Source organism: Xanthomonas sacchari (assembly GCF_040529065.1).
GTDB classification, from domain to species: domain Bacteria; phylum Pseudomonadota; class Gammaproteobacteria; order Xanthomonadales; family Xanthomonadaceae; genus Xanthomonas_A; species Xanthomonas_A sacchari.
On record NZ_CP132343.1, the window covers coordinates 2,781,662 to 2,805,787 of the forward strand.

Here is a 24,126-nt window from a genome sequence, read left to right on the forward strand (position 1 = left end):
CGCACTGCATCATATCGGCTTCTTCCCTCACGGACGCGGCCATTCAGCCCGCCTCGGGCGATGGCCTAACGGAGCATCGCGCTTGAACGAGAACATCCTGTGGTTGCATGAGCTGCGCCTGGCCGACCTGGCTCGCGTCGGTGGCAAGAATTCCTCCCTCGGCGAAATGATCGGCAATCTGGCGGGGCTCGGCGTGTCCGTGCCGGGCGGCTTCGCCACCACCGCCGAAGCGTTCAAGGCCTTCGTCGCCCACAACGATCTGTACCAGCGCATCTTCGACAAGCTGGCCACGCTGGACGTGGAAGACGTGGGCGCGCTGACCGCCGCCGGCAAGGAAATCCGCGGCTGGGTGATCGACGCGCCGCTGCAGCCGGAGCTGGACCAGGCGATCCGCGACGCCTACTCGCAACTGTGCAACGAGAACGGCGGCGGTGAAGTCGCGGTCGCGGTGCGCTCCTCGGCCACCGCCGAAGACCTGCCCGACGCCAGCTTCGCCGGCCAGCAGGAGACCTTCCTCAACGTGACCGGCGCCGACGACGTCGTGCACAAGGTCAAGGAAGTCTTCGCCAGCCTCTACAACGATCGCGCCATCGCCTACCGCGTGCACCACGGCTTCAAGCACGAGGACGTGTTCCTGTCGGCCGGTGTGCAGCTGATGGTGCGCTCGGGCGTCGGCGCCTCCGGCGTGCTGTTCACCCTGGACACCGAGTCCGGTTTCCGCGACGTGGTGTTCGTTACCTCGAGCTTCGGCCTCGGCGAAATGGTCGTGCAGGGCGCGGTCAATCCCGACGAGTTCTACGTCTACAAGCCCACCCTGAAGGCCGGCAAGCCGGCGATCCTGCGCCGCTCGCTGGGCAGCAAGCTGATCCGCATGGTGTATTCGGACGTGCCGGGCGAGCGCGTGCGCATCGAGGACACCCCGGCCGAGCTGCGCAACACCTTCTCGATCAACGATGAGGACGTGCAGGAACTGGCCAAGCAGGCACTGGTGATCGAGCAGCACTACCAGCGGCCGATGGACATCGAATGGGCGAAGGACGGCGTCAGCGGCAAGCTGTTCATCGTGCAGGCGCGCCCGGAGACGGTGAAGTCGCGCGGCCACGCGACCCAGATCGAACGCTTCGCGCTGCAGCAGCGCGGCGAGGTGATCGCCGAAGGCCGCGCCATCGGCCAGAAGATCGGCGCCGGCGTCGCGCGCGTGGTGCGCAGCCTGGAAGACATGAACCGGGTGCAGCCTGGCGACGTGCTGGTCGCGGACATGACCGATCCCGATTGGGAGCCGGTGATGAAGCGCGCCTCGGCGATCGTCACCAACCGCGGCGGCCGCACCTGCCACGCGGCGATCATCGCCCGCGAGCTGGGCGTGCCGGCGGTGGTTGGCACCGGCAACGCGATGGAGCTGGTCGAAGACGGCAAGGAAGTGACGGTCAGCTGCGCCGAAGGCGACACCGGCTACATCTACGGCGGGCGCCTGCCGTTCGAGCGCACCACCACGGACCTGGGCAACATGCCGCCGGCGCCGCTGAAGATCATGATGAACGTGGCCAACCCGGAGCGCGCGTTCGACTTCGGCCAGTTGCCCAACGCCGGCATCGGCCTGGCGCGCCTGGAGATGATCATCGCCGCGCATATCGGCATCCATCCCAACGCACTGCTGGAATACGCCAAGCAGGACGCGGCGACCAAGAAGAAGATCGACGAGAAGATCGCCGGCTACGCCGACCCGGTGAGCTTCTACGTCAACCGCCTGGCCGAAGGCATCGCCACGCTGACCGCGTCGGTGGCGCCGCACCCGGTGATCGTGCGCCTGTCGGACTTCAAGTCCAACGAGTACGCCAACCTGATCGGCGGCAGCAACTACGAACCGCACGAAGAGAACCCGATGATCGGCTTCCGCGGCGCCAGCCGCTACGTCGATCCGAGCTTCGCCGCCGCGTTCGCGCTGGAATGCAAGGCCGTGCTCAAGGTCCGCAACGAGATGGGCCTGGACAACATGTGGGTCATGATCCCGTTCGTGCGCACCCTCGAGGAAGGCCGCAAGGTCGTCGAGGTGCTGGCCAGCAACGGCCTGCGCCAGGGCGAGAACGGCCTGAAGATCATCATGATGTGCGAGGTGCCGTCGAACGCGCTGCTGGCCGAGGAATTCCTGGAGATCTTCGACGGCTTCTCGATCGGCTCCAACGATCTCACCCAGCTCACCCTGGGCCTGGACCGCGACTCCTCGATCGTGGCGCACCTGTTCGACGAGCGCAATCCGGCGGTCAAGAAGATGCTGTCGATGGCGATCAAGGCCGCGCGCGCCAAGGGCAAGTACGTGGGCATCTGCGGTCAGGGTCCGTCGGATCACCCGGACCTGGCGGAGTGGCTGATGCAGGAAGGCATCGAGTCGGTGTCGCTGAACCCGGACACCGTGGTCGACACCTGGCTGCGTCTGGCCAAGCTCAAGAGCAAGGGATGATGCCGATGCAGTCGTGGCTGACGGCACTGACGGCGGCCACGACCGCTGCGCCGGCGACGCGCGCGGCGCGTCCGTTCGACTGGCGGACCCTGGACTGGGCGCAGTACGCGCTCAACTGGGGCGTGGCGATCCTGATCGTGGTGGTCGGGATGTGGATCGCCAAGCGTCTGAGCGAATGGCTGCGCAGTGCGCTGCTGCGTGCACGGGTGGAAACCACCCTCAGCAATTTCCTGCGCAACGTCGCCTATGCGTTGATGCTGGTGCTGGTGCTGGTCACCGCGCTGCAGAAGATCGGCGTGCCGCCGACCTCGCTGTTCGCCGTGCTCGGCGCCGCCGGCCTGGCGGTGGGCCTGGCGCTGAAGGACTCGCTGTCCAACATTGCCTCCGGGGTCATGCTGATCGTGCTGCGGCCGATGCGCGACGGCGACCACGTGGTGGTGGCCGGCCAGGAAGGCGTGGTCGACGAGATCCGGATCTTCCAGACCCGCATCCGCACCTTCGACGAGCGCATGGTGACCCTGCCCAACAGCACCATCACCACCGCGCCGATCGTCAACTACAGCACCCTGCCCAACCGGCGCCTGGAGATCACCGTCGGCGTCGGCTACGGCGACGACCTGAAGAAGGCGCAGGAGCTGTTGCTGAAGATCGCCCAGGACAATCCGAACATCCTGAAGACGCCGGCCCCGTTCGTGCAGGTCACCAACCTGGGCGAAAGCACGGTGGACCTGATTCTGTTCGGCTACGCCAAGAACGGCGATTTCGGCGCGGCCAAGAGCAGCACGCTGGAGCAGATCCGCAACCAGCTGCTGGAGAACGGGCTCAGCATTCCGTATCCGCAGCGCGACCTGCACGTGTACCACCACGATGCCGACGGCCGCCCGATCGCCGAGCTGTTGACCAAGGGCGTCACCGACGACGGCGAGACCAAGCCGGGACCGCCGCTGGCGCGCTGAGCGGCGGCGTCATTTCCTGTACTGCCTGTGCATCCGCCCGACGATCGTCGGGCGCTCTCCGCATGCGCCTCGACGGCGTCCGAATCGCGGATCAGCCCTCGCCCTGCCCGCCCAGCCTGCCCATGAACGGGCGGTAGTAGCGCAGTTCGTCGATGGAATCGTGCACGTCGCTGAGCGCAGTGTGCGAGGAGGTCTTGGTCAGCCCCGCCGACACCGTCGGCGCCCAGCGCCGCGCCAGTTCCTTCAGCGTCGACACGTCCAGGTTGCGGTAGTGGAAGAAACGCTCCAGCCGCGGCATCTGCCGGTGCAGGAAACGCCGGTCCTGGCAGATCGAGTTGCCGCACATCGGCGAGGTGCCGGGCTTGCACCACTGGGTCAGGAACGCCATGGTCTCGGCCTCGGCGTGGGCCAGCGTGACCTGGCTGTCAAGCACGCGCTGCCACAGGCCGGAGTGGCGGTGCTGGTTGCGGTTCCACTCGTCCATCGCCTCCAGCGTCTGCAGCGGATGGGCGATGGCGAACTCCGGACCCTCGGCCAGCACGTTGAGTTGCGCGTCGGTCACCACCGTGGCGATTTCGATGATCGAATCGCGATCGGTATCCAAGCCGGTCATTTCCAGATCGATCCAGATCAGCCGATCGTTCGCCACGTGCGCTTGCGCCATATCACCGTCCTGTCGTTCGCGGCGGCGGGGCCGGCGCGGAAGTGTCGTATCAGACTTCAATGATACCGCGCGGCCTGCGCAACCGGCAGGGGCTGGCCGCTCACGCGCCCAACGGCGGCTTGCCGCGCTTGGCGCGGAAATAATTGGTCAGGCGCGTGCTGGCCTCCGCCGCCAGCACCCCGCTGCGGACCTGCACGCGGTGGTTGTGGCGCGGGTCGGCGAGCAGGTCGAACACACTGCCGCAGGCGCCGGTCTTGGGATCGGTCGCGGCATAGACCAGTTCCGCCACCCGCGCATGCACCACCGCCATCGCGCACATCGCGCACGGCTCCAGGGTCACGTACAGGCGGCTGCCGACCAGGCGATGGTTGCCGAGCCGGCGGCCGGCCTGGCGCAGCGCGACGATCTCGGCATGCGCGCTGGGATCGTGTTCGGCGATGTTGAGGTTCCAGCCCTCGCCCAATACCGCATCGTCGGCCGAGACCAGCACCGCACCGACCGGGATCTCGTCGAATTCGCGCTCGGCGCGTTCGGCCAGGGCCAGCGCGTGGCGCATCCAGTGCGCGTCGCGCGCCCGTTGCGCGTCGTCGCTCGCGCTCATCGCGACGCGCTGTGCTTGCGCACGAACTCGGCGAACACCGCCAGCGTCGCCTCGCTGACGTGGTGCTCGATGCCCTCGGCATCGCGGCGTGCGGTGTCCGCGTCGATGCCCAGGGCCAGCAGGAACTGCTCCACGGTCTGGTGGCGCTGCCGGCTGGCCGCGGCCAGCGCTTCGCCCTCGGCGGTCAGGAACACGCCGCGATACGGACGCTGTACCACCCAGCCGCCCTTGACCAGGCGCTTGAGCATCTTGGCCACGGTCGGCTGGGCCACGCCCAGGCGCGCGGCGATATCCACCTGCCGCGCTTCGCCGCCGTCGGCGAGCAGGTCGGAAATCAGCTCCACATAGTCCTCGATCAGCTCCAGGCGGTGCGCCTCGCGCACCTGGCGGAAGCTTTCGACCTGCACTTCGGCGTCGAGCAGCACCGCCGGCGGCGCCATCGACTTCCCGCTTTTCTGCATCGCAACGCCCTTGTCCTGTGCCGGCGCCCGCCGGCCACCTGCCTATTCTGGCCGAAATCCGGGCTATCGCAGCGATTTGAATTGCCAATGCTAATCCATATAGCACCTGCTATATACTCGTTCGCACCCCGCCCCACGCTGTCGTCGCCATGGCCGCCCCCCTGCCCCTGCCCCGTTCCGCTGCCGAACACGCCAGCCGTGGCGAGGCGCGCCCCAGCCTGGGGGCGATGAACGCCAGCGTCGCCGTGCCGCGCAGCGGCCTGGGCTGGCGCCGCTTCCTGGCCTTCCTCGGGCCCGGCTACATGGTCTCGGTCGGCTACATGGATCCGGGCAACTGGGCGACCGACATCGCCGGCGGCTCGCACTTCGGCTACCTGCTGCTATCGGTGATCCTGCTCTCCAACCTGATGGCGATCGTGCTGCAGGGGCTGGCCGCGCGCCTGGGCATCGCCACCGGTCTGGATCTGGCCCAGGCCTGCCGCGCGCACTACTCCAAGCCGGTGAACTTCCTGCTGTGGCTGGCCTGCGAAGCGGCCATCGTCGCCTGCGACCTGGCCGAGGTGATCGGCACGGCGATCGCGCTGAAGCTGCTGTTCGGCATCCCGCTCACCGCCGGCGCGATCATCACCTCGATCGACGCGTTGCTGGTGCTGTTCCTGATGCGCCGCGGCTTCCGCGCGCTGGAAGCGTTCGTGATCGCCCTGCTGACGGTGATCTTCGCCTGCTTCCTGGTGCAGATCGTGCTGGCCGCGCCGCCGCTGCGCGAGGTGCTGGCCGGCTTCATCCCGCGCGCGCAGGTGGTGACCGACCCGGCCGCGCTGTACCTGGCGATCGGCATCATCGGCGCGACGGTGATGCCGCACAACCTGTATCTGCATTCGTCGATCGTGCAGACCCGCGCCTACGAGCGCACCGACCAGGGTCGCCGTTCGGCGCTGCGCTGGGCACTGGCCGACAGCACCATCGCGCTGAGCCTGGCGCTGTTCGTCAACGCCGCGATCCTGATCCTGGCCGCCGCGGTGTTCCATGCGCACGGCCGCACCGACGTGCAGGAGATCGAACAGGCCCACGAACTGCTGGCGCCGATGCTCGGCGTCGGCCTGGCCTCGACCCTGTTCGCGGTGGCGCTGCTGGCTTCCGGCATCAACTCCACCGTCACCGCCACCCTGGCCGGGCAGATCGTGATGGAGGGCTTCCTGCACCTGCGCCTGCCGCCGTGGGCGCGGCGCCTGCTGACCCGCGGCCTGGCGATCGTGCCGGTGGTCGCGGTGACCTCGCTGTACGGCGAACAGGGCACCGCCAAGCTGCTGGTGCTGAGCCAGGTGGTGCTGTCGATGCAGTTGCCGTTCGCGGTGATTCCACTGGTGCGCTTCGTCACCGACAAGCAGCGCATGGGCCCGCTGGTGGTGCGGCGCGGCCTGGCCTGGCTGGCCTGGGCGATCGCCGCGCTGATCGTGGTGCTGAACCTGAAGCTGCTGGCGGACACCGTGCTGCACTGAGCGATAGGCCGGGCGCGCGCCCGAGGTTGACGGTCCTGTGCTGCCGGCAGCGGCACCACGTACGCCTCCAATTCCGCCATCCGCCCATCGCGAAATCGCCAGACGTCGCAGCAGGAGAACAGCGACGTCCCGGCATCGCCGATAGCGAGCGCGATCTGGCCGATGGCCACGACGTGGTCGTTGCCGACGATGAACTTGCGCACGTCGAACTGCGGCGGCTGCCGGTAGGCCTCGGCCATCCACTCCCTGCTCAGGTTCTCTGTGCCTTCGCGAACAGCGCCGTATAGCGCCGCTGCATCTCCTCCGGCGTCACCGACTCGATCGCGTGGCCGATCAGCCAGCGGTGGCCGAAGGGATCGCGCACGGTGCCGGAGCGTTCGCCGTAGAAGTGGTCCTGCATGCCGCGCTCGAGCGTGGCGCCCGCCGCGACCGCACGGGCGACCAACGCGTCGGCATCGTCCACATGCAGGTGCAGCGTGACCGGCGTGGCACCGAGGTGTTCCGGGCTGCGCACGCCCATGTCCGGATACTCCTCCGACAACATCAGCGTATGGCCGTCCAGATCCACCTCGGCATGGCCGATACGGCCGTCCGGCTCGGTGAGGCGGAACAGTTCGCGTGCGCCAAAGGCGCGGGCGTAGAACGCCATTGCGGCGGCTGCGTCGCGCACGCACAGGTAGGCATAGAGCTCGTGGATCGCCATGTCGAGGCCTCGTGTGGTGACAGGCCATTAGTGTGCCGCGGCGCATGCACAGCGTCTTGCAAGGATTTGACCTGCACCCCGCTCAGCGCGGCACGTGCCGCGGTGCGGCCGGGTCGGCCATCCGCCGCCAGGCAGACGGCGTCACGCCGGCCACGCTGCGAAAGGTATTGGCCAGATGCGCCTGGTCGGCGGAGCCGCTGGCGGCGGCGATCCCGGCCCAGTCCCGCGATCGGTCGCAGGCCAGTTCCAGCGCATGCGAGAACCGTTGCAGCCGTAGCCAGGCGTTCGGAGCGAGACCGGTGGCTTGCCGGAACATGGCGATGCAATGCCGATGGCTGAGCCCGCTGGCGCGCACCATGGTCTCCACGCGCAACCCTGGATGCCAGGCGCACGCAAACATCCTTTCCAACGCTGGATGCAGCATCGGTGGCCGGCCACGAGCACGCGCAATCAACCAATGCTCGAATGCCGCCAGCCGCGCTGGCGCATCGATGCACACCTGCAGCCGTTCCAGCAGCGCATCGACCTCGCCGGCGGACAGCAACAGCTCCAGCGGCGTGTGATGCCCGGCCAGCGCGGATTCGGGCATGCCAAGCAGCACGCCGGTGGCGCCGGGACGCAACATGGCACCGACCGAGACGGCGGGCTGTGCGACATCGCGCACGTGATACGCCATGCGCACCCCACCCACCACCGCATGGCCCAGGCAATGGCCATGCAGGTCGGCGGCGTGGTCGAACACCTGCAACGGGGCGCCGCCGACCCGAACGGCGAGATGCGTGGCGCCAGTCGGCAGCACATGCTCGCGCACGGGCGCCCGTTCGGCTGCCGACATCGGTGCTGGATCGTATGCCCACACCGATGTCACCAGGCCGCGCAATGCCGGAACCGGAGGCCGATGCACGGAAGCCATGGCGCGATGCTACGCCTTCCCCGCTCATAGACGTAGACCATCCAACGACGTGCCCGGTCGCTCTGAACACAGCGTGCGATAGCCAATGAACGAAGCGTCAGCGTTGTTACCGCTAACGCGAACGCACAGCCAGGAAAAACCAGCAGGTTATGCGTCTGCCTCCGTCGATCACTGCGATGCGTCTCACACTGTCGCGTCCGCCGCCAACTGTCTACCTTCGGCAGCGAGCCGGCTTATACAGTAGCCGCGACACACCACGGATGGCGGGGATGGCCGCGGGACGAGATATCGCCAAAGGCGCTCTACTGAGCGCGGCCTACTGCAGCGCCTTCCTGCTGGCCTGGCGCTGCTCCGTGGACCAGTGGTATCTGCCGGCAGGCGTGCGCGTCGCCAGCCTGCTGTTCCTGCCCGCACGGCGCTGGCCGTGGTTGCTGGCCGGCGAAGCCGCCGCGTTGCTGACGCTGCGCATTCCGATGAGCGAGGCCTGGGGCGCAAGCGCCACCTGGGCATATCTGAGTCCGTTCCTGCTGATGCCGGCCGTGTCGCTGCTGCCGGTCGTCGTGCGTCAACGCATTCCGGATCTGGCACGCAACGATCACTGGCTGCTGCCGCTGACACTGGCGACCGCGCTGTGGAGCACGCTGTGCAACATCGCGATCAACAGCGCACTTGGCGGGCCGGCAGGGCCCGCGCCACTGGACGTGCTGCTGCGCTACTGGCTTGGCGATTACCTCGGCACGCTGATGTTCGTGCTGCCGGCATTGCTGTGGTTGCGCCGCGACGAGCCTGCGCAGATGCAGGCCTCGCTGCTGCGCGAGGGGTTGGCGTCGATCGGCGTGGTCGTGGCGCTGTCGGCATCGATCGCCCTGGCCGGCGACGCGCTGCTGCGGCAACTGCTGATGGTCCTGCTGGTGATCCCGGCGATCGTGCTGACGCTGCGACATGGGTGGCGGGGCGCGGCGCTCGGCGTGGTCCTGGCGAACGTCGCCGTGGCGCTGTCCATGCCCAGGGTCGTGGCACCCGGCATGCACGACGCCGACGCGTTCGTGGTGCAGATCCTGCTTGCCGCCACGGCCACGGTGATGTTCGCGTTCGGGTCGCGCATCTCCGCGGCCTATCGGCACATGCGCGACGACGGACGCCTGCGCGAGCAGGCGCTGGCCTTCGCGCAGGCCGGCTATCTGTCGGCCGAACGCACGCTGCGCCGGCGCGTGGTCGACTACACCGACCTCAGCACCCAGATCAACAAGCTGCGCCGCGACGTGGTGGAGGACCTGCGCGCGCGCGGCCATTACGCCGCCGCCATGCAGATGACCCGCACCGGCGTGATCCAGGCGCAGTTGCTGGACGAGTACGTCACTGCACTGTATCCGCTCGGCATCGAGACGCATGGGCTGTACCCCACCCTGCACTCGCCGACCTTCGCCAACCTGTGCGGGACGGAGTTCCGCTGCCGCCTGCATGGTGATCCGCGGCGGCTGTCGCTGGGCCTGCAACTGGTGGCCTATCGCTGCATCCTCGACGCGATCGAGACGCTGCCCGTGGCCCACACCCATCTGCTGCAGGCGCGCGTATGGCGTGCCAGAGGGCGACAGGGCATCGCCATCCGCATCACCGCCGATGCCGCGATGCTGAGCGCCTTGCGGCGCCGCCCGGAGGCGCCGGAGCGCGAGCTGGCGGTCCGCCTGCAGGCGCATGGCGGCACCTGCCGGCGCCGCCATGCGTTGAGCTTCAGCTTCCTGGTGTCCGAAAGCCAGGCCGCCGGCCTCACTCCAACGCGGTGATCTCCCAGGCGTCGCCGCTGGCTTCCTCGCGCAGCCGCACCACCACATCCGCTGTCCGATAGATCACGCGACCCGGCATCGCCGGCGATGCCGTGAGCGAGACCCGCGCCACGTCGCTGCCCATCGGCAGCACCCACAGGGTCTTGCCGATGCGGCCGACCGCGGCACGCACCACACCGCTGGCGTCGTTGATCTGCAGGTAGTTCACGCCATCGCGCGAGAACGCATAGACGCGCCAGGCCGAGTCCGTGGCCAGATTCAGCGCCTTGGGCACGCTTTCGCCGAGTCCCTTGCCCACCACCCCATGCCCGCCAGAGGGACAGCAGGACTGTGCCTGCGCCTGAAAGGACAGCGCCAGCCCCGCTGCCGCCATGATCGCCAAGCCCTTCGCCTTCGTCTTCATTCCATGTTCCTTTCCCATCCGGGGAATTCCGCCTGCATCTCAGGCTGGATCAAGGTACGTGGTCCGGGGCGTGAAGCGGTCGACAAACAGCGCCGCGGCCATCGCGCCCGACCAGGTCGTTATCTGTCCACGATGAAAAAACGCCCTGCCGCCGACAGCAGCGCATCCGCAATCAAAGCGAATCCGGTTGCACGCGATCGACCACGCCGGAATGCAGGTCGTGCTTGACCCGCCACGCATTTCGAAACATCATTAGTTACATGAAGCGCGACAGCCGCCTGTCCTCCGTCCTGCATGCTTTGCTGCACATGGCCGAGCACGAGGGCCCCATGACCTCCGACGCCCTGGCCCAGTGCCTGGGCACCAACCCCGTCGTGGTCCGGCGCACGATGGGGTACCTGCGCGAAGCCGGCATCGTGACCTCGGACCGCGGGCACGCCGGCGGATGGCGCATCCATGTCGACCTGGCCACGGTCACCCTGCGCCAGTTGCACGAGGCACTGGGCGAACCGGCCCTGTTCGCCATCGGCAATCGCCACGAATCCCCGGCGTGCCTGGTGGAGCAAGCGGTGAATGCCGCACTGGAAGGCACGTTCGCAGAAGCCGAGGCGTTGCTGTTGAAGCGGTTTTCGGAGATCACCCTTGCCGACCTGGCCGCCGACTTCGCGCGCCGGCATGCGGCGGCACGACGCACGAGGAATTGAGCATGCATTACGACACCATCGTCATCGGCGGCAGCTATGCGGGCATGGCCGCCGCCCTGCAATTGCTGCGGGCACGCCGCTCCGTGCTGGTGATCGACGCGGGCCAGCGCCGCAATCGCACGGCCCGCCATGCACATGGCTTCCTCGGCCAGGACGGCGTGCCGCCGGACGCCATCGCGGCGACCGCGCGCCAGCAGCTCGACGCGTATCCGACGCTGGCCTGGCTCGACGCCCACGCCCTGACCGTCACCGGCTCCCTGGACGCCTTCAAGGTGACCACCTCCGATGGCGGCACGCACCAAGGCAGTCGCATCCTGCTGGCCGCCGGCGTCGCCGACCGGCTTCCGGCCGTCGACGGTCTTGCCGAACGCTGGGGCACGGCGGTCTTCCACTGCCCGTATTGCCACGGCTACGAGCTGGACCAGGGTCGCATCGGCATCGTCGGCGCCGGCCCGCTGTCCGCGCACCAGGCCGAACTGCTCACCGAATGGGGCGATGTGACCTTGCTCGTCAACGGCGCGCTGCACCTGGACGAAGCGGCCAGGGCTCGCCTGACCGGTCGCGGCGTGGCGATCAAGGAGGCGCCCATCGACAGGATCGACGGGCATGCCGACGTGGTCCTGGCCGACGGTCGCCGGCTGACCTTCGCCGGCCTGTTCACGGCCCCGCGCACCGTCCCGTCCGGCTCCCTCGCCGAAGCCATGGGCTGCCAGCTGGAAGAGACGCCGATGGGCCTCCAGGTCCGCATCGACGCCGAGCACAGGACCTCGGTGGCCGGCGTCTTCGCCTGCGGCGACCTGGCGAAAGCGCCGCATTCGCTGTCCTTGGCCGTGGGCAGCGGCGCCATGGCCGGCGCGCAGCTTCACCGTTCGCTGGTCTGGCCGGAGAGCTTCGCCGCGCCGCCAGCATAAGCACGCACGGGATGACGCCCTCTCGGATTCCGCGGCCGTAGCGGGCTACGCCGAGCACATCGCGCGGACGCCGTCATGCCACACGTAGCCGTGTTGGCCGTGCGCATCGCCCCCGTAGGCTGCGACGCATTAGACGCGACGTGCGCGTGCGCCAAACCTGACCAGGTCAGTCCAGCCCGGCAAACAGGCCATGCAACTCGGCAAAGCCCACCGGTTTGACCAGATGCGCATCGAACCCGGCCCGCGCAGAATCCTGGCGATCGCCGTCCTGCCCCCAGCCGGTCAGCGCGACGATGGTGATGTCCCTGCCCCAGTCGCACGCGCGGATGCGGCGGCACGCTTCGCGCCCGTCCATGCCGGGCATGCCGATGTCCATCAGGATCACCTCCGGGCGCATGCGTGCGCCCATCGCCAGCGCTTCCTCGCCGCCTCCGGCGGTGCGCACGTCATGCCCGTCCAGTTCCAGCAGCGCGGCCAGCGCCAGCGCGATATCCGCGTTGTCGTCGACCACCAGGATCCGGCGCACGGTTGGTGCCGGCCTGACATCTCCCGTGCCCGACACCGCGGCAGGCGCGGCGTCGGAGGGGAGCCGCACGACGAACGTGCTGCCCTTCCCGGCTCCCTCGCTGCGTGCCTCGACAGTGCCGCCATGCATCTCGACCAGTTGTCTGACCAGCATCAGGCCGATGCCGAGCCCGCCTTGCGCACGCTCCAGCGTGCGATCCACCTGGGTGAACAGTTCGAAGATGGCGCCGATCTTGTCCGGTGGGATGCCGGAACCGTTGTCCTGCACCACGACCTCGACGCCGCCCTCGATCGCGTCGACCCGGACTTCGATGTCTCCCCCGGGAGGCGTGTACTTGCACGCATTGGTGAGCAGGTTTCCGAACACCTGGGTCAGACGCACCGGGTCTCCCTGCAGCGGCAGCGGCGCCTCCGGCAACACCACACGCAACCGATGCCGCTGCTGGTCCAGCGCAGGACGGCAGACCTCGACCGCCTGCTGGATCACCTCGGCCAGCAGCAACTGCTCGCGCCGCAGCTCCAGCTTGCCCTGTTTGATGCGGTTGACGTCGAGCAGGTCGTCCACCAGCCGCACCAGGTGCCGTACCTGCCGCTCCATGACCTCCTGCGCCTTGCGCGACAGCGCTTCGTTGCCGTGCGAGCGCTTGAGCACTTCCAGCATGTTGCGCAACGGCGCCAGCGGATTACGTAGTTCGTGCGCGAGCATGGCCAGGAACTCGTCCTTGCGTTGCCGCTCCTGCGCCAGCTCCGCCTCGATCTGATGGCGCTCCACCAGTTCGGCGGCCTGCCGGGCGAGCAGGTCGATGTAACGCAGCGCGTCCGGGTCGGGGCCGCCCGGCCAGCGGTAATGGTTGTTGAGCATGCCCAGCAGCCGCCCATCGCGGCTGAGCAACGGCGTGCACTGGATGGAGCGGATCTGGTCCTCCATCACCACCTCCAGGCCCAGTGTCCCCTGCAGGCCCTCCAGCTTCTCCACGTCGGCCACCACCAGACGCTGCACCTGCTTTGCCGCTTCCCCGCAACTGGCGTCCCAGCCGTCCTCGCGGAAATGCTCGACCAGCCGCGCCCCCAGGCCCTGGTGCACCACGATCCGCAGGGTTTTTTTGACCGGATCGAAGATCTGGATGTTGCCCTTGTCGGTGCCGGAGATGTCGGCGGCCGCCGCGAGGATCTTCTGCAGCAGCGGTTCGAACTCCCCGGGACCGACCAGTTCGGCACTCAACTCCTGCAACCGGGCGAGCGCGGCCATTTCCTTGCGCAGATGCGCGGCTGCACGTTCCCGCTCCACCACAATGCTGGTCGCCAGTGCGCCGAATTCGGCGACCTTGCGCTCCCACGCATTGGCCTGCCGCGCTTCGGAAAGACACAGGAAAAACGATCCGACCGCCTTGCCGCCCTGCCCGATCGCCGGGTGCGAATAGCACGCCAGAATGCCGTTTTCCAGGCAAAGCGAACGCCAGGGCGCGGCCCACTGCGGCGCATGCTCCACGTCCTCGCACTCGACCGGATGCCCCTCGTGGATGGCGGTGCCGCAGGTGCCGATGAGCGCTTCCCCGATCGGCAGGCCGCGGATGGCCGCGGCGAACGCAGGAGGAAAATGCGACGAGTAACCATCGCCCATCGTGCGGCGGTCCTGGCTCGCCAGCAGCACGCAGGCGCGGGCGTCTGGAACAAGCCGGCCGACCGCATCGGTGAGCGCATCCAGGCACTCGGCCATGGGCGCCCCAGACGCGATCATCAGCAGCGCCTTGCGCTGCTCCGCATCCAGTTGCGCATCACGCTGGGCCTGAGCCAGTTCTCGGTACACGTGCACCTATCTACGATCGCCGCAGCGGTGTTAATGGATAACACTGGAGACGATTCGTCATGAATGAAACCGAGATCCGCTGAAAGCGCGGCCGCCACGGTCCGTCGGAAGACCATGTTGGCATAGGTGCCGCGTGAAGCGCGTGCGACGTGCATCAAGGTCTGCGGCCGAAGCGGCGTTTGGATGCAGCGAGACGAACCGCAGCGCTTGGCGCCAGACCTTCACGCTGGCACCGATCCCGAACCCGCTCACCTGGCGCGGCGACAGGGCATCGCTAGTTCGTGGCCTGCGACCAGCGACGCGCGGCCTCCAGCGGATCCATCCGTTCGCGCGAGACGAGATCATCCAGCCGCGACACCGCTTCGTTGCCCAGATACGTGTTACGCAACGCGGCCGCTGCCGCTTCCGGCAACCGGTGCATCACCTCATGGCGCGCGAGCAGCGTCGCCTCGTCGGCGCCGCCCATCACTCCCAGCGGATCCTGCAGTGGCCGGATCGCGTATGTCTCATGAAGGAACTGCGGCTTCCACAACGGCACCACGACCCAATGGCCGTGCTGCACCGCATGTTCGTACGCCGCCACGCAGTCGTCCAGCGTGCCGTTCTCGAAGTGATAACCGGCCTCTGCAAGGCCATACTGCGTCATCGCCGCGCGCGAGAACCGGCTGATGCCCGCGCCCGCGCCGATGCCCTGGATGCGCTTGTGCATGCGTGCAGTCACCTCCGGCTTGCGCAGATCCTCGATCGAGGACACCAGGGCCTGCGGTACGTAGTCCGGCACGCCCCAGTACGCATAGGGGCGGTAGAGGACGGCGACCTTCTCGAACCTGCTCGCCATCGGAGCGAAATAGACGCCGTGGCTGTCGGGTAGCCATGCGCTGCACAGCATGTCGGCCTCGCCCGCGTGCAGTTGTGCGAAGGCCTGCGCATGCGGGGCGAGCGTTTCCGTCACGTCCACGCCATGGCGGGCAAGAACGGACCGGATCACACCGGAGGCCGCACGATGAAACGAGAGATCGATCGTCAGCAGACGAACCTGCAGGGTCTGGGCCATGGAATTCGACTCCGGGGAAAGAAGCGCCGATTCACCCGGCGCTCTCTGATGGACGGAAGGACTGCGCAGCACGCCCGGCGACGAACATGCCGCACCTAACGCGCAGCTAGCGCTGGCCTGCCGGCAGATCGACCCGGTACAGCTTCACCGGGAAGCGAATGGTCGATGTACCCCGATTGAAGGCCGGCGCACCGTCGATCTGCGCAACCGGCAAGTAGACGTGGCCCTGTCCATCGAGAAACGGCGCATCGGCCCAACGCAGATCGCGATCGTGCGCGATCGTCGATACCGTCCCGTCCGGCGCACGCCGCATCAGCGTGTTGTCGGCCAGCGGCGTGTAGTACAGGCTGCCATCGGCGCCCATCGCGGTGCCACCGATCGGCGGATTGTCGAACCACGGGCGCACGTGCTGCGCGAGTGCCGCGTCGTCGATGGCGTCATCGTCCAGATAGCGCGTCTCGATCTGCGACAGCGGGCCGGTCAGTGGGCCGAAGTACAGGGTGCGGCCATCCGGGCTCAACTCCAACGGATCGGCATTGACCTGCAGCGGCTTGCCGTCGTTGCCGGTCAGCACCTTGCCATTGACGATGATCCTGTCGTTGGCGCGGGCGCGGGCGAACGCTGCGCCATCGAAGCGGCGCCTCGCACTGCCGCTGTCCAGGTCCAGCACGATCACCGCGCCTTCGCCGGCATCGGTCAGGTAGGCATGTCCACCGTGGATGCGGATGTCGTCGACGTAGGAGTGATCGCGGATCGCGTCTTTCGGGAAGAGGTAGACGCGCACCACGCGATCGGTGCGCGGATCGATGTGGACGACCTTGGCGCCATCGGCGACCGGCGTGCCGCCGAACTCCGGCGTGCCCGTGTCGACGATCCAGAGATCGCCGCGCGCGTCCTTGTGGATCGCGTTGACGCTGACGAACGCGTGCGCCGCGGCGCTGCCCGGCGTCCAGCTGTTCCAGCCGGCGTCCGGATAGGGAGCGAGCGCGCCATCTTTGCGCGCGATGGCCACGGCCGGGCCCGTATTGCCCGTCCAGCGCGGCGTGCTGACGATGAAGCGCCCTCGTCCATCCAGCGCCGCCGCATTCCACGGCATCTGCTGGCTCTCGCGCACGACGACAAGCGTTGCGGGGGGTGCCGCCGCCGATGCGGCGATGGACGCTGCGAACGCACCGCAAGCTGCGAGGCTGGCGGCGACAAACAGGACCCACCGAGGCGGGGCGAAGTGGTGTGGCATGGGTTTCTCCAGCAGGACGTGTGGATGACAGGCCTGCCGGAGTGTGGTGAGTGGACCTGTCCGGAAACAGCACCCGGTGGGGCAAGCAGTCTTGTGATAATTTTGAAAATCACCCCATCACCGTCGCATCCCGCGCCCAAGGCGCGGCGCATCTGCTGGAAAGACTTGGATGATCAGACTGGAAGACGTGCGGATCTTCGTGTCCGCGGCCGACCATGGCAGCCTGTCGGCGGCCGCCCGCCAACTGGACCTCACGCCCGCGGTCGCCAGCGTGGCGCTGAAGCGGCTGGAGACCGAACTCGGCACCCGGCTGCTCGCGCGATCGACGCGCAGCCTGCGGCTGACGCCGGATGGCGAACGCTACTTGCAGTACGCGCGCAAGGTGCTGGAGCAGGTCGAGGCCGGACGCAATGCGGTGGCCCAGGGCCGGAAAATGATCGGCGGTGCGGTGTCGCTGTCGATGCCGTCCGACCTGGGGCGCACCGTGCTGCTGCGATGGCTGGACGCGTTCCAGGCGCAGTACCCGAGCGTCTCCCTGCAGATCCGCATCGGCGACCAGATCACCGACATGATCCGCGCCCCGGTCAGCGTGGCGATCCGCTACAGCGTGTCCGAGGACTCCTCGCTGGTCGCGCTGCCGCTGGCGCCCGAGAACCGGCGCGTGCTGTGCGCGTCGCCCGGTTACTTTCTGCGCCACGGCCGGCCAACGACACCGGCCGATCTGGCAAGGCACAACTGCCTGCGCTTTGCCCTGAGCGATGCCCTGCACGATCGCTGGACCTTCTTCGGCGGCGGTACGCCGGAGGTGGTGACCGTGCACGGCGACCGCAGCAGCGACGACGGGGAACTGGTCCGGCGCTGGGCCGTGGCGGGACTCGGCATCGCCTACAAGTCCAGGCTGGATGTGCTGGACGACCTGCGCGCCGGCCGCCTCGAGGCCGCACTGACGGACTTCGAGGGGGAACGCGCGCCGCTGCACCTGGTCTGCGAGCACCGGGCGATGCTGTCTCCCACGGTCAACGCACTGCGCGACTTCCTGCTGCACAGGGTCAACGGCTATCTGGAGTGAAGCAGACGGGCACCTCGCGCCGGATCGGAAGATTTCAAAATAATTTTGAAACTGATATCGCGCATGGCGCCTGTTACCGCGTGCGGCGCATGACGATCATGGCGTAAGCCGAACCCGCCCGCGGCAACGACGCGTTGCTGCCGCACGCCGGTTCGATCCTGTCCTCAGTCCGGAGCGCACATGAAAGCCATTGGCTACTACCGCAACTTGCCGATCAGCGATGCCGACGCGCTGGTCGAGCTGACCCTGCCCGACCCCGTCCCCGGCGCACACGACTTGCTGGTCGAGGTCCGCGCGGTGTCGGTCAATCCGGTCGACGTCAAGATCCGCGCAAACGTCGCGCCGGAAGCCGGCCAAGCCAAGGTGCTCGGTTGGGATGCAGCCGGCGTGGTGCGCGACGTGGGCACTGCCGTCACGCGCTTCAAGCCCGGCGACAAGGTCTGGTACGCCGGCGCATTGCAGCGCCCCGGCACCAACAGCGAATTGCATCTGGTCGATGAGCGCATCGCCGGACGGATGCCGCAGCGCATCGATTTCGCGGCGGCGGCGGCCCTGCCGCTGACCACCATCACGGCCTGGGAATTGCTGTTCGATCGCCTGAAGATTCCGGAAGGCGACCCATCGCAAGGCGCCACGCTGCTGGTGATCGGCGCGGCCGGTGGCGTCGGCTCGATCCTCGTGCAACTGGCGCGACGGCTCACCGGCCTCACCGTGATCGGCACCGCGTCGCGTCCGGAAACCGCCAAATGGGTCGGTGACGTCGGCGCGCACCATGTGATCGACCACACCAAGCCGCTGTCTGAAGAACTGCGGCGCATCGGCTTCGCCGGGGTCGATTACATCGCGAGCCTGAACCAGACCGACCGCCATTTCGACGAGATCGTCGCCGCGATCCACCCGCAGGGGCACATCGCGCTCATCGACGATCCTGATCGCATCGACGTCCGCAAGCTGAAAACCAAGAGCGTGTCGCTGCATTGGGAGTTCATGTTCACGCGGTCGATGCACGCGACGCCCGACCAGATCCGCCAGCACGAACTGCTGACTCGCGTCGGATCGCTGATCGATGCCGGCGTGCTGCGCACCACGCTCGCCGGACACTTCGGCACGGTGAATGCCGCCAATCTGCGGCGTGCGCACGAATGGATCGAGACGCATCGCGCGCGCGGCAAGATCGTGCTCGAGGGCTTCTGAGCAGCCTGCACGGCGCCGACGTCGGCCCCTGTCAGTTCCCGTCGGCAACCGCCGGCCCAGCGACCACCTACCGCCATCAAGAGGAGAACGACATGCCCCAGCCTGGAGACCCCATGGACCACAACGCGATGCGACGTTATGTCAGCCAGTTGGGGCTGTTCGGCCTGGGCGCATTGTTGGCCGCCCCCGCGTGATGGCCGCGGCGTCCACGCCGGCGAGCTCGCCATCGAAGACGCATCCGGACAGCACGACGCCCCCGAACGCCGCGGCGCCAACGAAGGTGGTGATCCTGCTGTTCCCGGGCACCACCATGCTCGACTGGATCGGCCCCTACGAACTGCTGCATCGGGTGCCGGGCATCGACCTGGTGCTGGCGGCCAAGACCCGCGATCCCTACCGCAGCGACAGTGGCATGGTGACCTATCAGGCGAATGCGCTGATCCAGGACATCGACAAGGCCGACGTCCTGCTCATCCCGGGTGGCGGCATGGGCGTGCGCGAGGTTTCCAACGATGCCGACGTCATGGGCTGGATCCGGCGGATCGACAGGACATCGCGGATCACCGCAAGCGTGTGCACCGGCGCCCTCATCCTGGGCCGCGCCGGGCTGCTGCACGGCCGCCGCGCCACCACGCACTGGGCCTTGCAGAACATGCTGAACGACCAGGGCGCGACCTATGTAGACGAGCGGTGGGTGATCAGCGACAAGTATTGGACCTCCGCGGGCGTCTCGGCCGGGCTGGACATGACGCTGGCACTCATCGGCCACCTGCGCGGGGATGCGGAAGCGATGAAGGCACAGCTGAAGATCCAGTACGACCCGAAGCCGCCGTTCCATGCAGGCGCCTGGTCCACGGCGCCGGCCGCCATTCGCGAAGCGGTAGGCGCGCCGATGCCCAGCCACGGCTGATGCAGTCGAAGGCGCTCGCTGGCGCCATGCCAGGGGCAATATGCTGCCGCGCGCCCTACGCGTCACGAAGAAGCCTGCCGCAACAACGGCTGCATGCAATTGGAAAGTTTTTTAATAGTATTATTCAAAACAGACAGCAGTCCACGGCAACACGAGTTCCAGCGCATCATGTCGAGCGTGGCCATCACCGACGTCATCGAGTCTCTGGACGTCGACAGCGTTCCTCGCCCCGTCGTCGCCCTGCGCGCCACCTCGGTGACAAAGGACTGGGAGAATGCGCGGCATCGGCACCACAAGGCGCAGCTGATCTACTCCGTTCGCGGCGTCCTGAATTGCGAAATCGAAGACGGCGTCTGGATCGTGCCGCCGCAGTGCGCCATCTGGATCCCCGGTGACCTGCCCCACGCGGCGCGCGGGTCGGGCGAAACCGAATGCCATTGCCTGTTCGTCGATCCCGATGCCGCCGCCGATCTTCCGACAAGCTGCTGCACCATTGCGGTATCGCCCCTGCTGCGTGAGCTGCTGCTGAAGGTGGCTGGTTTTCCCGCACTGTACCCGCAGGGAGGCCGGGAAGATCGGCTGATTGCCGCACTGCTCGACGAGTTGGTGGAAGCGCCGGTCGAGGATCTGCATCTGCCCATGCCGCGCGACGCGCGATTGCGCCGCCTCGCGGAACTGCTGCTTGCCGACCCCACCGACAAGACCTCGAAGGCCGTCTGGGCGACCCGCATCGGGATGAGCGAGCGCAGCATGAGCCGCCTGCTGCTGCACGAAATCGGCATGAGTTTCGGGCGCTGGCGCCGGCAACTGCACGTCATCCTGGCACTGCAACGCATGACCAAGGGCGATAGCGTGCAGACCGTGGCATTGGAACTGGGCTACGAAAACGCCAGCGGGTTCGTCACCATGTTCCGCAAGGCCGTCGGCAAGCCGCCAGCGCGCTATCTGTCCGCCCGCAGGAACGGCGCCGAGCTTGCTCCCGTGCCCGGCATCGTGCTCCCCAACGACATCTCGCCTTGATCGGATCAGGCCCGCCTGGTGCGTGACCTTCGTTCGTCCTCTGCCACCCCATGTGCCGCAGTGCGGGGTTGCCTGCATCGCGCGCACGTCGTGGTGATGGTGAAGACGGTCTCCGCGTCGAGCACGAAGCCCTCCTCGCAGGCCAGTGACCGAAGGTGCGCACGCAAGACCGGGTCTTCGATGAACACCAGTCGCGCGCCGCAGCGACAGCGCAGCGTGTCGTGGCGGGTGGTCAGCAGGTCGGGCTTGATCGCGTAGAACGCACGCCCACGCGTGCCTTCCGTGCGAACCAGCAAGCCGGCGCCCCACAGATCGTGCAGTGCCCGATACACCGATCCCGGCGTAAGGCGATCGCGCCGACCGCTCAGGAGGCGGTACACCCGGCTGGCATCGAGACAACTCGGCGCCGCCTGCTCCAAGGCGCGCAAGACATCGGCACGCGCGGCCGTCGGTCGCAGCTCGTGCGCGATCAGGCGCCGATCCTGATTCGACACCACGCATCCGCTCTCGAGGCTGGCTGCAGCTTTGCGCATCGTCCTGTGTTTGTGTTTGCCTGACAGCCATTTCGCGCGCCGCTCGGAGGATGCGGCCAGGTCCACGATCGCAAGCGCGTCATCGCATGGTTCCATTCCCCCCCCTTCGCCACGCCAGATGGAAACCTCGGAACGGCGTGGCCTTCCGGCTGTCACGGACGACGCGCGCCAAGTGCCGTCGCGCTGCTGCGCACCAGTGCGACGTCAGCGCCGCCTGTACAGACTAGTCGTGGATGCGCAGAGCGCGCATTGCGCCATCAGGCCAGAGCATGTCGCGTTCCGGCCACCCTGTGCGCCCAGTGACTAGCTGACCGAATTGAAAAACACTCTGGCCTGAATTCGCCATCGAGCCAGCGCAACCCCGGTGTTAAATAGCGCATCCAAACGCAAATGAGTATCGTTTGATGTGCAAACTTACGGATGTCGGCGCGCTCCAGCGGCAAATTGGTCAGCGTGCCCCGCGTCCGCCGGCGCATCAGCACACGCCCTCACCCCGCAGCCTGTTGGGCTCGGCACTCGCAGCGGCAATCGCCGTCAGCACGCACGGCGCATGCGCCGCCGAGCCAGCGCAGCGACCGAACGAGGCTGGGGAAAACGCGTCCAACGACGCGCAGACCTTGCCGGCGGTCAACGTCACGCACCACGCGGATGCGGCGGCGACCGAAAGGACCGGCTCCTACACCACGGGCGAGACGGCGGCGGCCACGCGCCTGCCGCTGTCGCTGCGGGACACGCCGCAGTCGGTCACGGTGATCACGCGCCAACGTATGGACGACCAGCAACTGACGTCGGTGCAGGGCGTGCTGGAGAACGCCACCGGGATCGCGTCGTATCAGTCCGACAGCGAACGGACGAGTTTCTACTCGCGCGGATTTCTGATCAACAACCTGCAGTACGACGGCATTCCCACGGTGGTCGGCAACATCGTCAACGGCAGCGGCATCGGTTCGCTCGATACCGCGTTCTACGACCGTGTCGAGGTCGTGCGCGGCGCCTCCGGCCTGCTGACCGGCACCGGCAATCCCTCGGCCGCAATCAATCTTGTGCGCAAACGCCCGACCCCGGAATTCTCCGCGTCCGCCTCGCTGGGCGCGGGGAGTTGGGACACCTACCGAGGAATGGCCGACGTCTCCACGCCGTTGACCCAGGACGGTCGCATCCGCGCGCGGATGGTGGGCACGTACCAGGACGGCCATTCGTACCTCGACCGCTACACACCGCAGAGGAAATCGTTCTACGGCATCATCGAGGCGGATCTGACAGCGGACACGACACTGAGTCTGGGCGTCGACTATCAGGACATCACGCCGAAAGGCGCCACCTGGGGCGGCCTGCCGCTGTGGTTCAGCGACGGCACGCAAGCACACTACCCGCGCTCCAGCAGCTATGCGCAGGACTGGAGCCGTTGGGACAACACGCTCAAAACCGGGTTTGCCGAGATCGCCCATCGCTTCGGCAACGGCTGGACGCTCCGCGCCGTCGCGGACCAGTACCGCACGGACTACGATGCCGAACTGCTCGGCTTGGTCGGCCGCCCCGATCGCGCCACGGGACTGGGCGTCTACCCTTACGGAGCCTATCCGGTCGCGCTGGCGTCCGACGGGCGGAGCAGGCAAAACACCGTCGATGCGATGGCCAGCGGCCCATTCAAACTGCTCGGCCGTCAGCACGAGCTGGTGCTGGGGGCGACGAGCTCGCGTCGCACGGCCAGCCAGCGGGACATCGCGCCCTTCTATGCGGGCTTCATGCCGGTCGATGTCTATGACCTGAGCCAACCCTACCCCCGGCCCGACTTCGCGGGCATGACGTGGATACCCACCGGCACCCGGGTCAAGCAGAGCGCTGTCTATGGTGCGGCGCGTTTTTCCCTGGCCGATCCACTGAAATTCATCGTCGGCGGCCGCGTCAGCAACTACGACATCGACGACACCGCCGGCAACAACAGGCTGCACTACAAGAAGACGGGCGAATTCACCCCGTATGCGGGCTTGATCTACGACCTCGACACGACCTACTCGGCCTACGTCAGCTACACCGGCATCTTCAACCCGCAAACGGATTACCGCGACATCAAGGGCAATGTGCTCACGCCGTCCAAGGGAAAAACCAAGGAAGCCGGACTGAAAGGCAACTACCTCGACGGACGCCTGAATGCGTCGATCGCCGTGTTCGAGACCACGCTGGACAACGCGGCGCAGAGCGTCGCCGGGATCTATACGCCGGGCGGCGCGCAAGCCTACAAAGGCGCCGACGGGACAAAGTCGCGCGGCATCGAGCTGGACCTGCAAGGCGAGTTGGCGCATGGCTGGAACATCGCTGCAGGCATCGCGCACTTCACTGCGGAAGACGGCGATGGCGTCCGCCTGAATTCGCAACTCCCGCGCGCCACGGCCCAGCTTTTCACCACCTACCGATTGCCGGGTGCGTGGAGCAAGTTGACGCTGGGCGGCGGCGCCAAATGGCAAAGCCGCATCTACGAGGCGCCCAATACCGGCACCAGTTCACTGGGCGGGGAACAGCGGTCCTATGCCATCGCCTCCCTGCTGGCACGTTACGCCCTCAGCAAGAACAGCAGCCTGGCCGTGAACGTCAACAACGTCTTCGACAGGACGTACGCGCTGCAGAAGGGTGACTTCGACACCGTGAGTTACGGCGCACCGCGCAACGTGATGCTGACGCTGAACTACGTGTATTGATGCGCTCGCAGGCCAATGCGTCAT

At 67.4% G+C, this 24,126-nt stretch carries 21 protein-coding genes; 11 read left to right on the forward strand and 10 right to left on the reverse strand.

The window, feature by feature from the left end:
- Window positions 1-82: 82 nt before the first annotated feature.
- Window positions 83-2,458: a phosphoenolpyruvate synthase gene (gene ppsA / locus RAB71_RS11620; RefSeq protein ID WP_041500216.1), complete on the forward strand. Its 2,376-nt coding sequence runs from the start codon at window positions 83-85 to the stop codon at window positions 2,456-2,458.
- A 5-nt stretch (window positions 2,459-2,463) separates the two neighbouring features.
- Entirely contained in the window at window positions 2,464-3,414 is a 951-nt protein-coding gene (locus RAB71_RS11625; protein ID WP_087943476.1) for a mechanosensitive ion channel family protein, read from the forward strand.
- Window positions 3,415-3,505: 91 nt separating this feature from the next.
- On the opposite strand, the gene orn is transcribed toward RAB71_RS11625, so the two are convergent.
- The 3 genes from orn to mntR all read right to left on the reverse strand — a co-directional run bounded on the left by orn (window position 3,506) and on the right by mntR (window position 5,140).
- Complete coding sequence (gene orn, locus RAB71_RS11630; protein ID WP_010342953.1) at window positions 3,506-4,078, reverse strand: oligoribonuclease; 573 nt, start codon at window positions 4,076-4,078, stop codon at window positions 3,506-3,508.
- A 100-nt stretch (window positions 4,079-4,178) separates the two neighbouring features.
- The gene (tadA, locus tag RAB71_RS11635) at window positions 4,179-4,679 is read right to left on the reverse strand and encodes a tRNA adenosine(34) deaminase TadA (protein ID WP_010342952.1); all 501 of its coding nucleotides are present in this window, start codon (window positions 4,677-4,679) and stop codon (window positions 4,179-4,181) included.
- Window positions 4,676-5,140 carry a manganese-binding transcriptional regulator MntR gene (gene mntR / locus RAB71_RS11640; RefSeq protein WP_029562095.1) on the reverse strand — a complete coding sequence of 155 codons (465 nt, stop codon included), beginning with the start codon at window positions 5,138-5,140 and terminating at the stop codon, window positions 4,676-4,678. The genes tadA and mntR overlap by 4 nt, the downstream gene beginning before the upstream one ends.
- A gap of 227 nt (window positions 5,141-5,367) precedes the next feature.
- On the opposite strand from mntR, the gene RAB71_RS11645 reads away from it, so the two are divergent.
- On the forward strand, window positions 5,368-6,639 hold the full coding sequence (locus RAB71_RS11645) for an Nramp family divalent metal transporter (RefSeq protein WP_010342950.1): 1,272 nt from the start codon (window positions 5,368-5,370) through the stop codon (window positions 6,637-6,639).
- A 250-nt stretch (window positions 6,640-6,889) separates the two neighbouring features.
- Here the strand turns inward: RAB71_RS11645 and RAB71_RS11650 are convergent, their stop codons facing one another.
- Together RAB71_RS11650 and RAB71_RS11655 are read right to left on the reverse strand one after the other, a co-directional pair.
- Window positions 6,890-7,342: a VOC family protein gene (locus RAB71_RS11650; RefSeq protein WP_010342949.1), complete on the reverse strand. Its 453-nt coding sequence runs from the start codon at window positions 7,340-7,342 to the stop codon at window positions 6,890-6,892.
- 82 nt (window positions 7,343-7,424) lie between these two features.
- A complete protein-coding gene (locus RAB71_RS11655) occupies window positions 7,425-8,177 on the reverse strand; it encodes an AraC family transcriptional regulator (RefSeq protein WP_010342948.1) in 753 nt (250 codons plus the stop codon).
- 347 nt (window positions 8,178-8,524) lie between these two features.
- Between RAB71_RS11655 and RAB71_RS11660 the strand changes: the two genes are divergently transcribed.
- Window positions 8,525-10,039: an MASE1 domain-containing protein gene (locus RAB71_RS11660; RefSeq protein ID WP_010342947.1), complete on the forward strand. Its 1,515-nt coding sequence runs from the start codon at window positions 8,525-8,527 to the stop codon at window positions 10,037-10,039.
- Here RAB71_RS11660 and RAB71_RS11665 read toward each other — a convergent pair.
- Window positions 10,023-10,442, reverse strand: coding sequence for a hypothetical protein (locus RAB71_RS11665; RefSeq protein ID WP_010342946.1), 420 nt, complete (start codon window positions 10,440-10,442; stop codon window positions 10,023-10,025). The two genes, RAB71_RS11660 and RAB71_RS11665, sit on opposite strands and share 17 nt — an antisense overlap.
- Before the next feature lie 260 nt (window positions 10,443-10,702).
- On the opposite strand from RAB71_RS11665, the gene RAB71_RS11670 reads away from it, so the two are divergent.
- Together RAB71_RS11670 and RAB71_RS11675 are read left to right on the forward strand one after the other, a co-directional pair.
- Window positions 10,703-11,146 carry an Rrf2 family transcriptional regulator gene (locus RAB71_RS11670; protein WP_010342945.1) on the forward strand — a complete coding sequence of 148 codons (444 nt, stop codon included), beginning with the start codon at window positions 10,703-10,705 and terminating at the stop codon, window positions 11,144-11,146.
- 2 nt (window positions 11,147-11,148) lie between these two features.
- Window positions 11,149-12,057: an NAD(P)/FAD-dependent oxidoreductase gene (locus RAB71_RS11675; RefSeq protein ID WP_010342943.1), complete on the forward strand. Its 909-nt coding sequence runs from the start codon at window positions 11,149-11,151 to the stop codon at window positions 12,055-12,057.
- A 166-nt stretch (window positions 12,058-12,223) separates the two neighbouring features.
- Here RAB71_RS11675 and RAB71_RS11680 read toward each other — a convergent pair whose 3' ends face one another.
- From RAB71_RS11680 to RAB71_RS11690, 3 genes are all read right to left on the reverse strand, one after another.
- On the reverse strand, window positions 12,224-14,320 hold the full coding sequence (locus tag RAB71_RS11680; protein WP_100224021.1) for an ATP-binding protein: 2,097 nt from the start codon (window positions 14,318-14,320) through the stop codon (window positions 12,224-12,226).
- A 343-nt stretch (window positions 14,321-14,663) separates the two neighbouring features.
- A complete protein-coding gene (locus tag RAB71_RS11685) occupies window positions 14,664-15,443 on the reverse strand; it encodes a glycine betaine ABC transporter substrate-binding protein (protein ID WP_010342941.1) in 780 nt (259 codons plus the stop codon).
- 106 nt (window positions 15,444-15,549) lie between these two features.
- Window positions 15,550-16,680: an L-dopachrome tautomerase-related protein gene (locus tag RAB71_RS11690; RefSeq protein ID WP_050946575.1), complete on the reverse strand. Its 1,131-nt coding sequence runs from the start codon at window positions 16,678-16,680 to the stop codon at window positions 15,550-15,552.
- Between the two features lie 169 nt (window positions 16,681-16,849).
- Here RAB71_RS11690 and RAB71_RS11695 point away from each other — a divergent pair, with 169 nt between their 5' ends.
- The 4 genes from RAB71_RS11695 (at window position 16,850) to RAB71_RS11710 (ending at window position 20,873) form a co-directional block, all read left to right on the forward strand.
- A complete protein-coding gene (locus RAB71_RS11695) occupies window positions 16,850-17,749 on the forward strand; it encodes a LysR family transcriptional regulator (protein ID WP_010342939.1) in 900 nt (299 codons plus the stop codon).
- A 180-nt stretch (window positions 17,750-17,929) separates the two neighbouring features.
- Entirely contained in the window at window positions 17,930-18,943 is a 1,014-nt protein-coding gene (locus tag RAB71_RS11700) for a zinc-binding alcohol dehydrogenase family protein (RefSeq protein ID WP_010342938.1), read from the forward strand.
- Window positions 18,944-19,253: 310 nt separating this feature from the next.
- Window positions 19,254-19,853: a DJ-1/PfpI family protein gene (locus RAB71_RS11705; RefSeq protein ID WP_158255545.1), complete on the forward strand. Its 600-nt coding sequence runs from the start codon at window positions 19,254-19,256 to the stop codon at window positions 19,851-19,853.
- Window positions 19,854-19,946: 93 nt separating this feature from the next.
- Window positions 19,947-20,873, forward strand: a complete 927-nt coding sequence (locus tag RAB71_RS11710) for a helix-turn-helix transcriptional regulator (RefSeq protein WP_234006572.1) — start codon at window positions 19,947-19,949, stop codon at window positions 20,871-20,873.
- A gap of 5 nt (window positions 20,874-20,878) precedes the next feature.
- Here RAB71_RS11710 and RAB71_RS11715 read toward each other — a convergent pair whose 3' ends face one another.
- Window positions 20,879-21,472: a Fur family transcriptional regulator gene (locus RAB71_RS11715; protein WP_201764395.1), complete on the reverse strand. Its 594-nt coding sequence runs from the start codon at window positions 21,470-21,472 to the stop codon at window positions 20,879-20,881.
- Between the two features lie 338 nt (window positions 21,473-21,810).
- On the opposite strand from RAB71_RS11715, the gene RAB71_RS11720 reads away from it, so the two are divergent.
- Window positions 21,811-24,102, forward strand: a complete 2,292-nt coding sequence (locus RAB71_RS11720; protein ID WP_081481967.1) for a TonB-dependent siderophore receptor — start codon at window positions 21,811-21,813, stop codon at window positions 24,100-24,102.
- The last annotated feature ends 24 nt before the right edge of the window (window positions 24,103-24,126 follow it).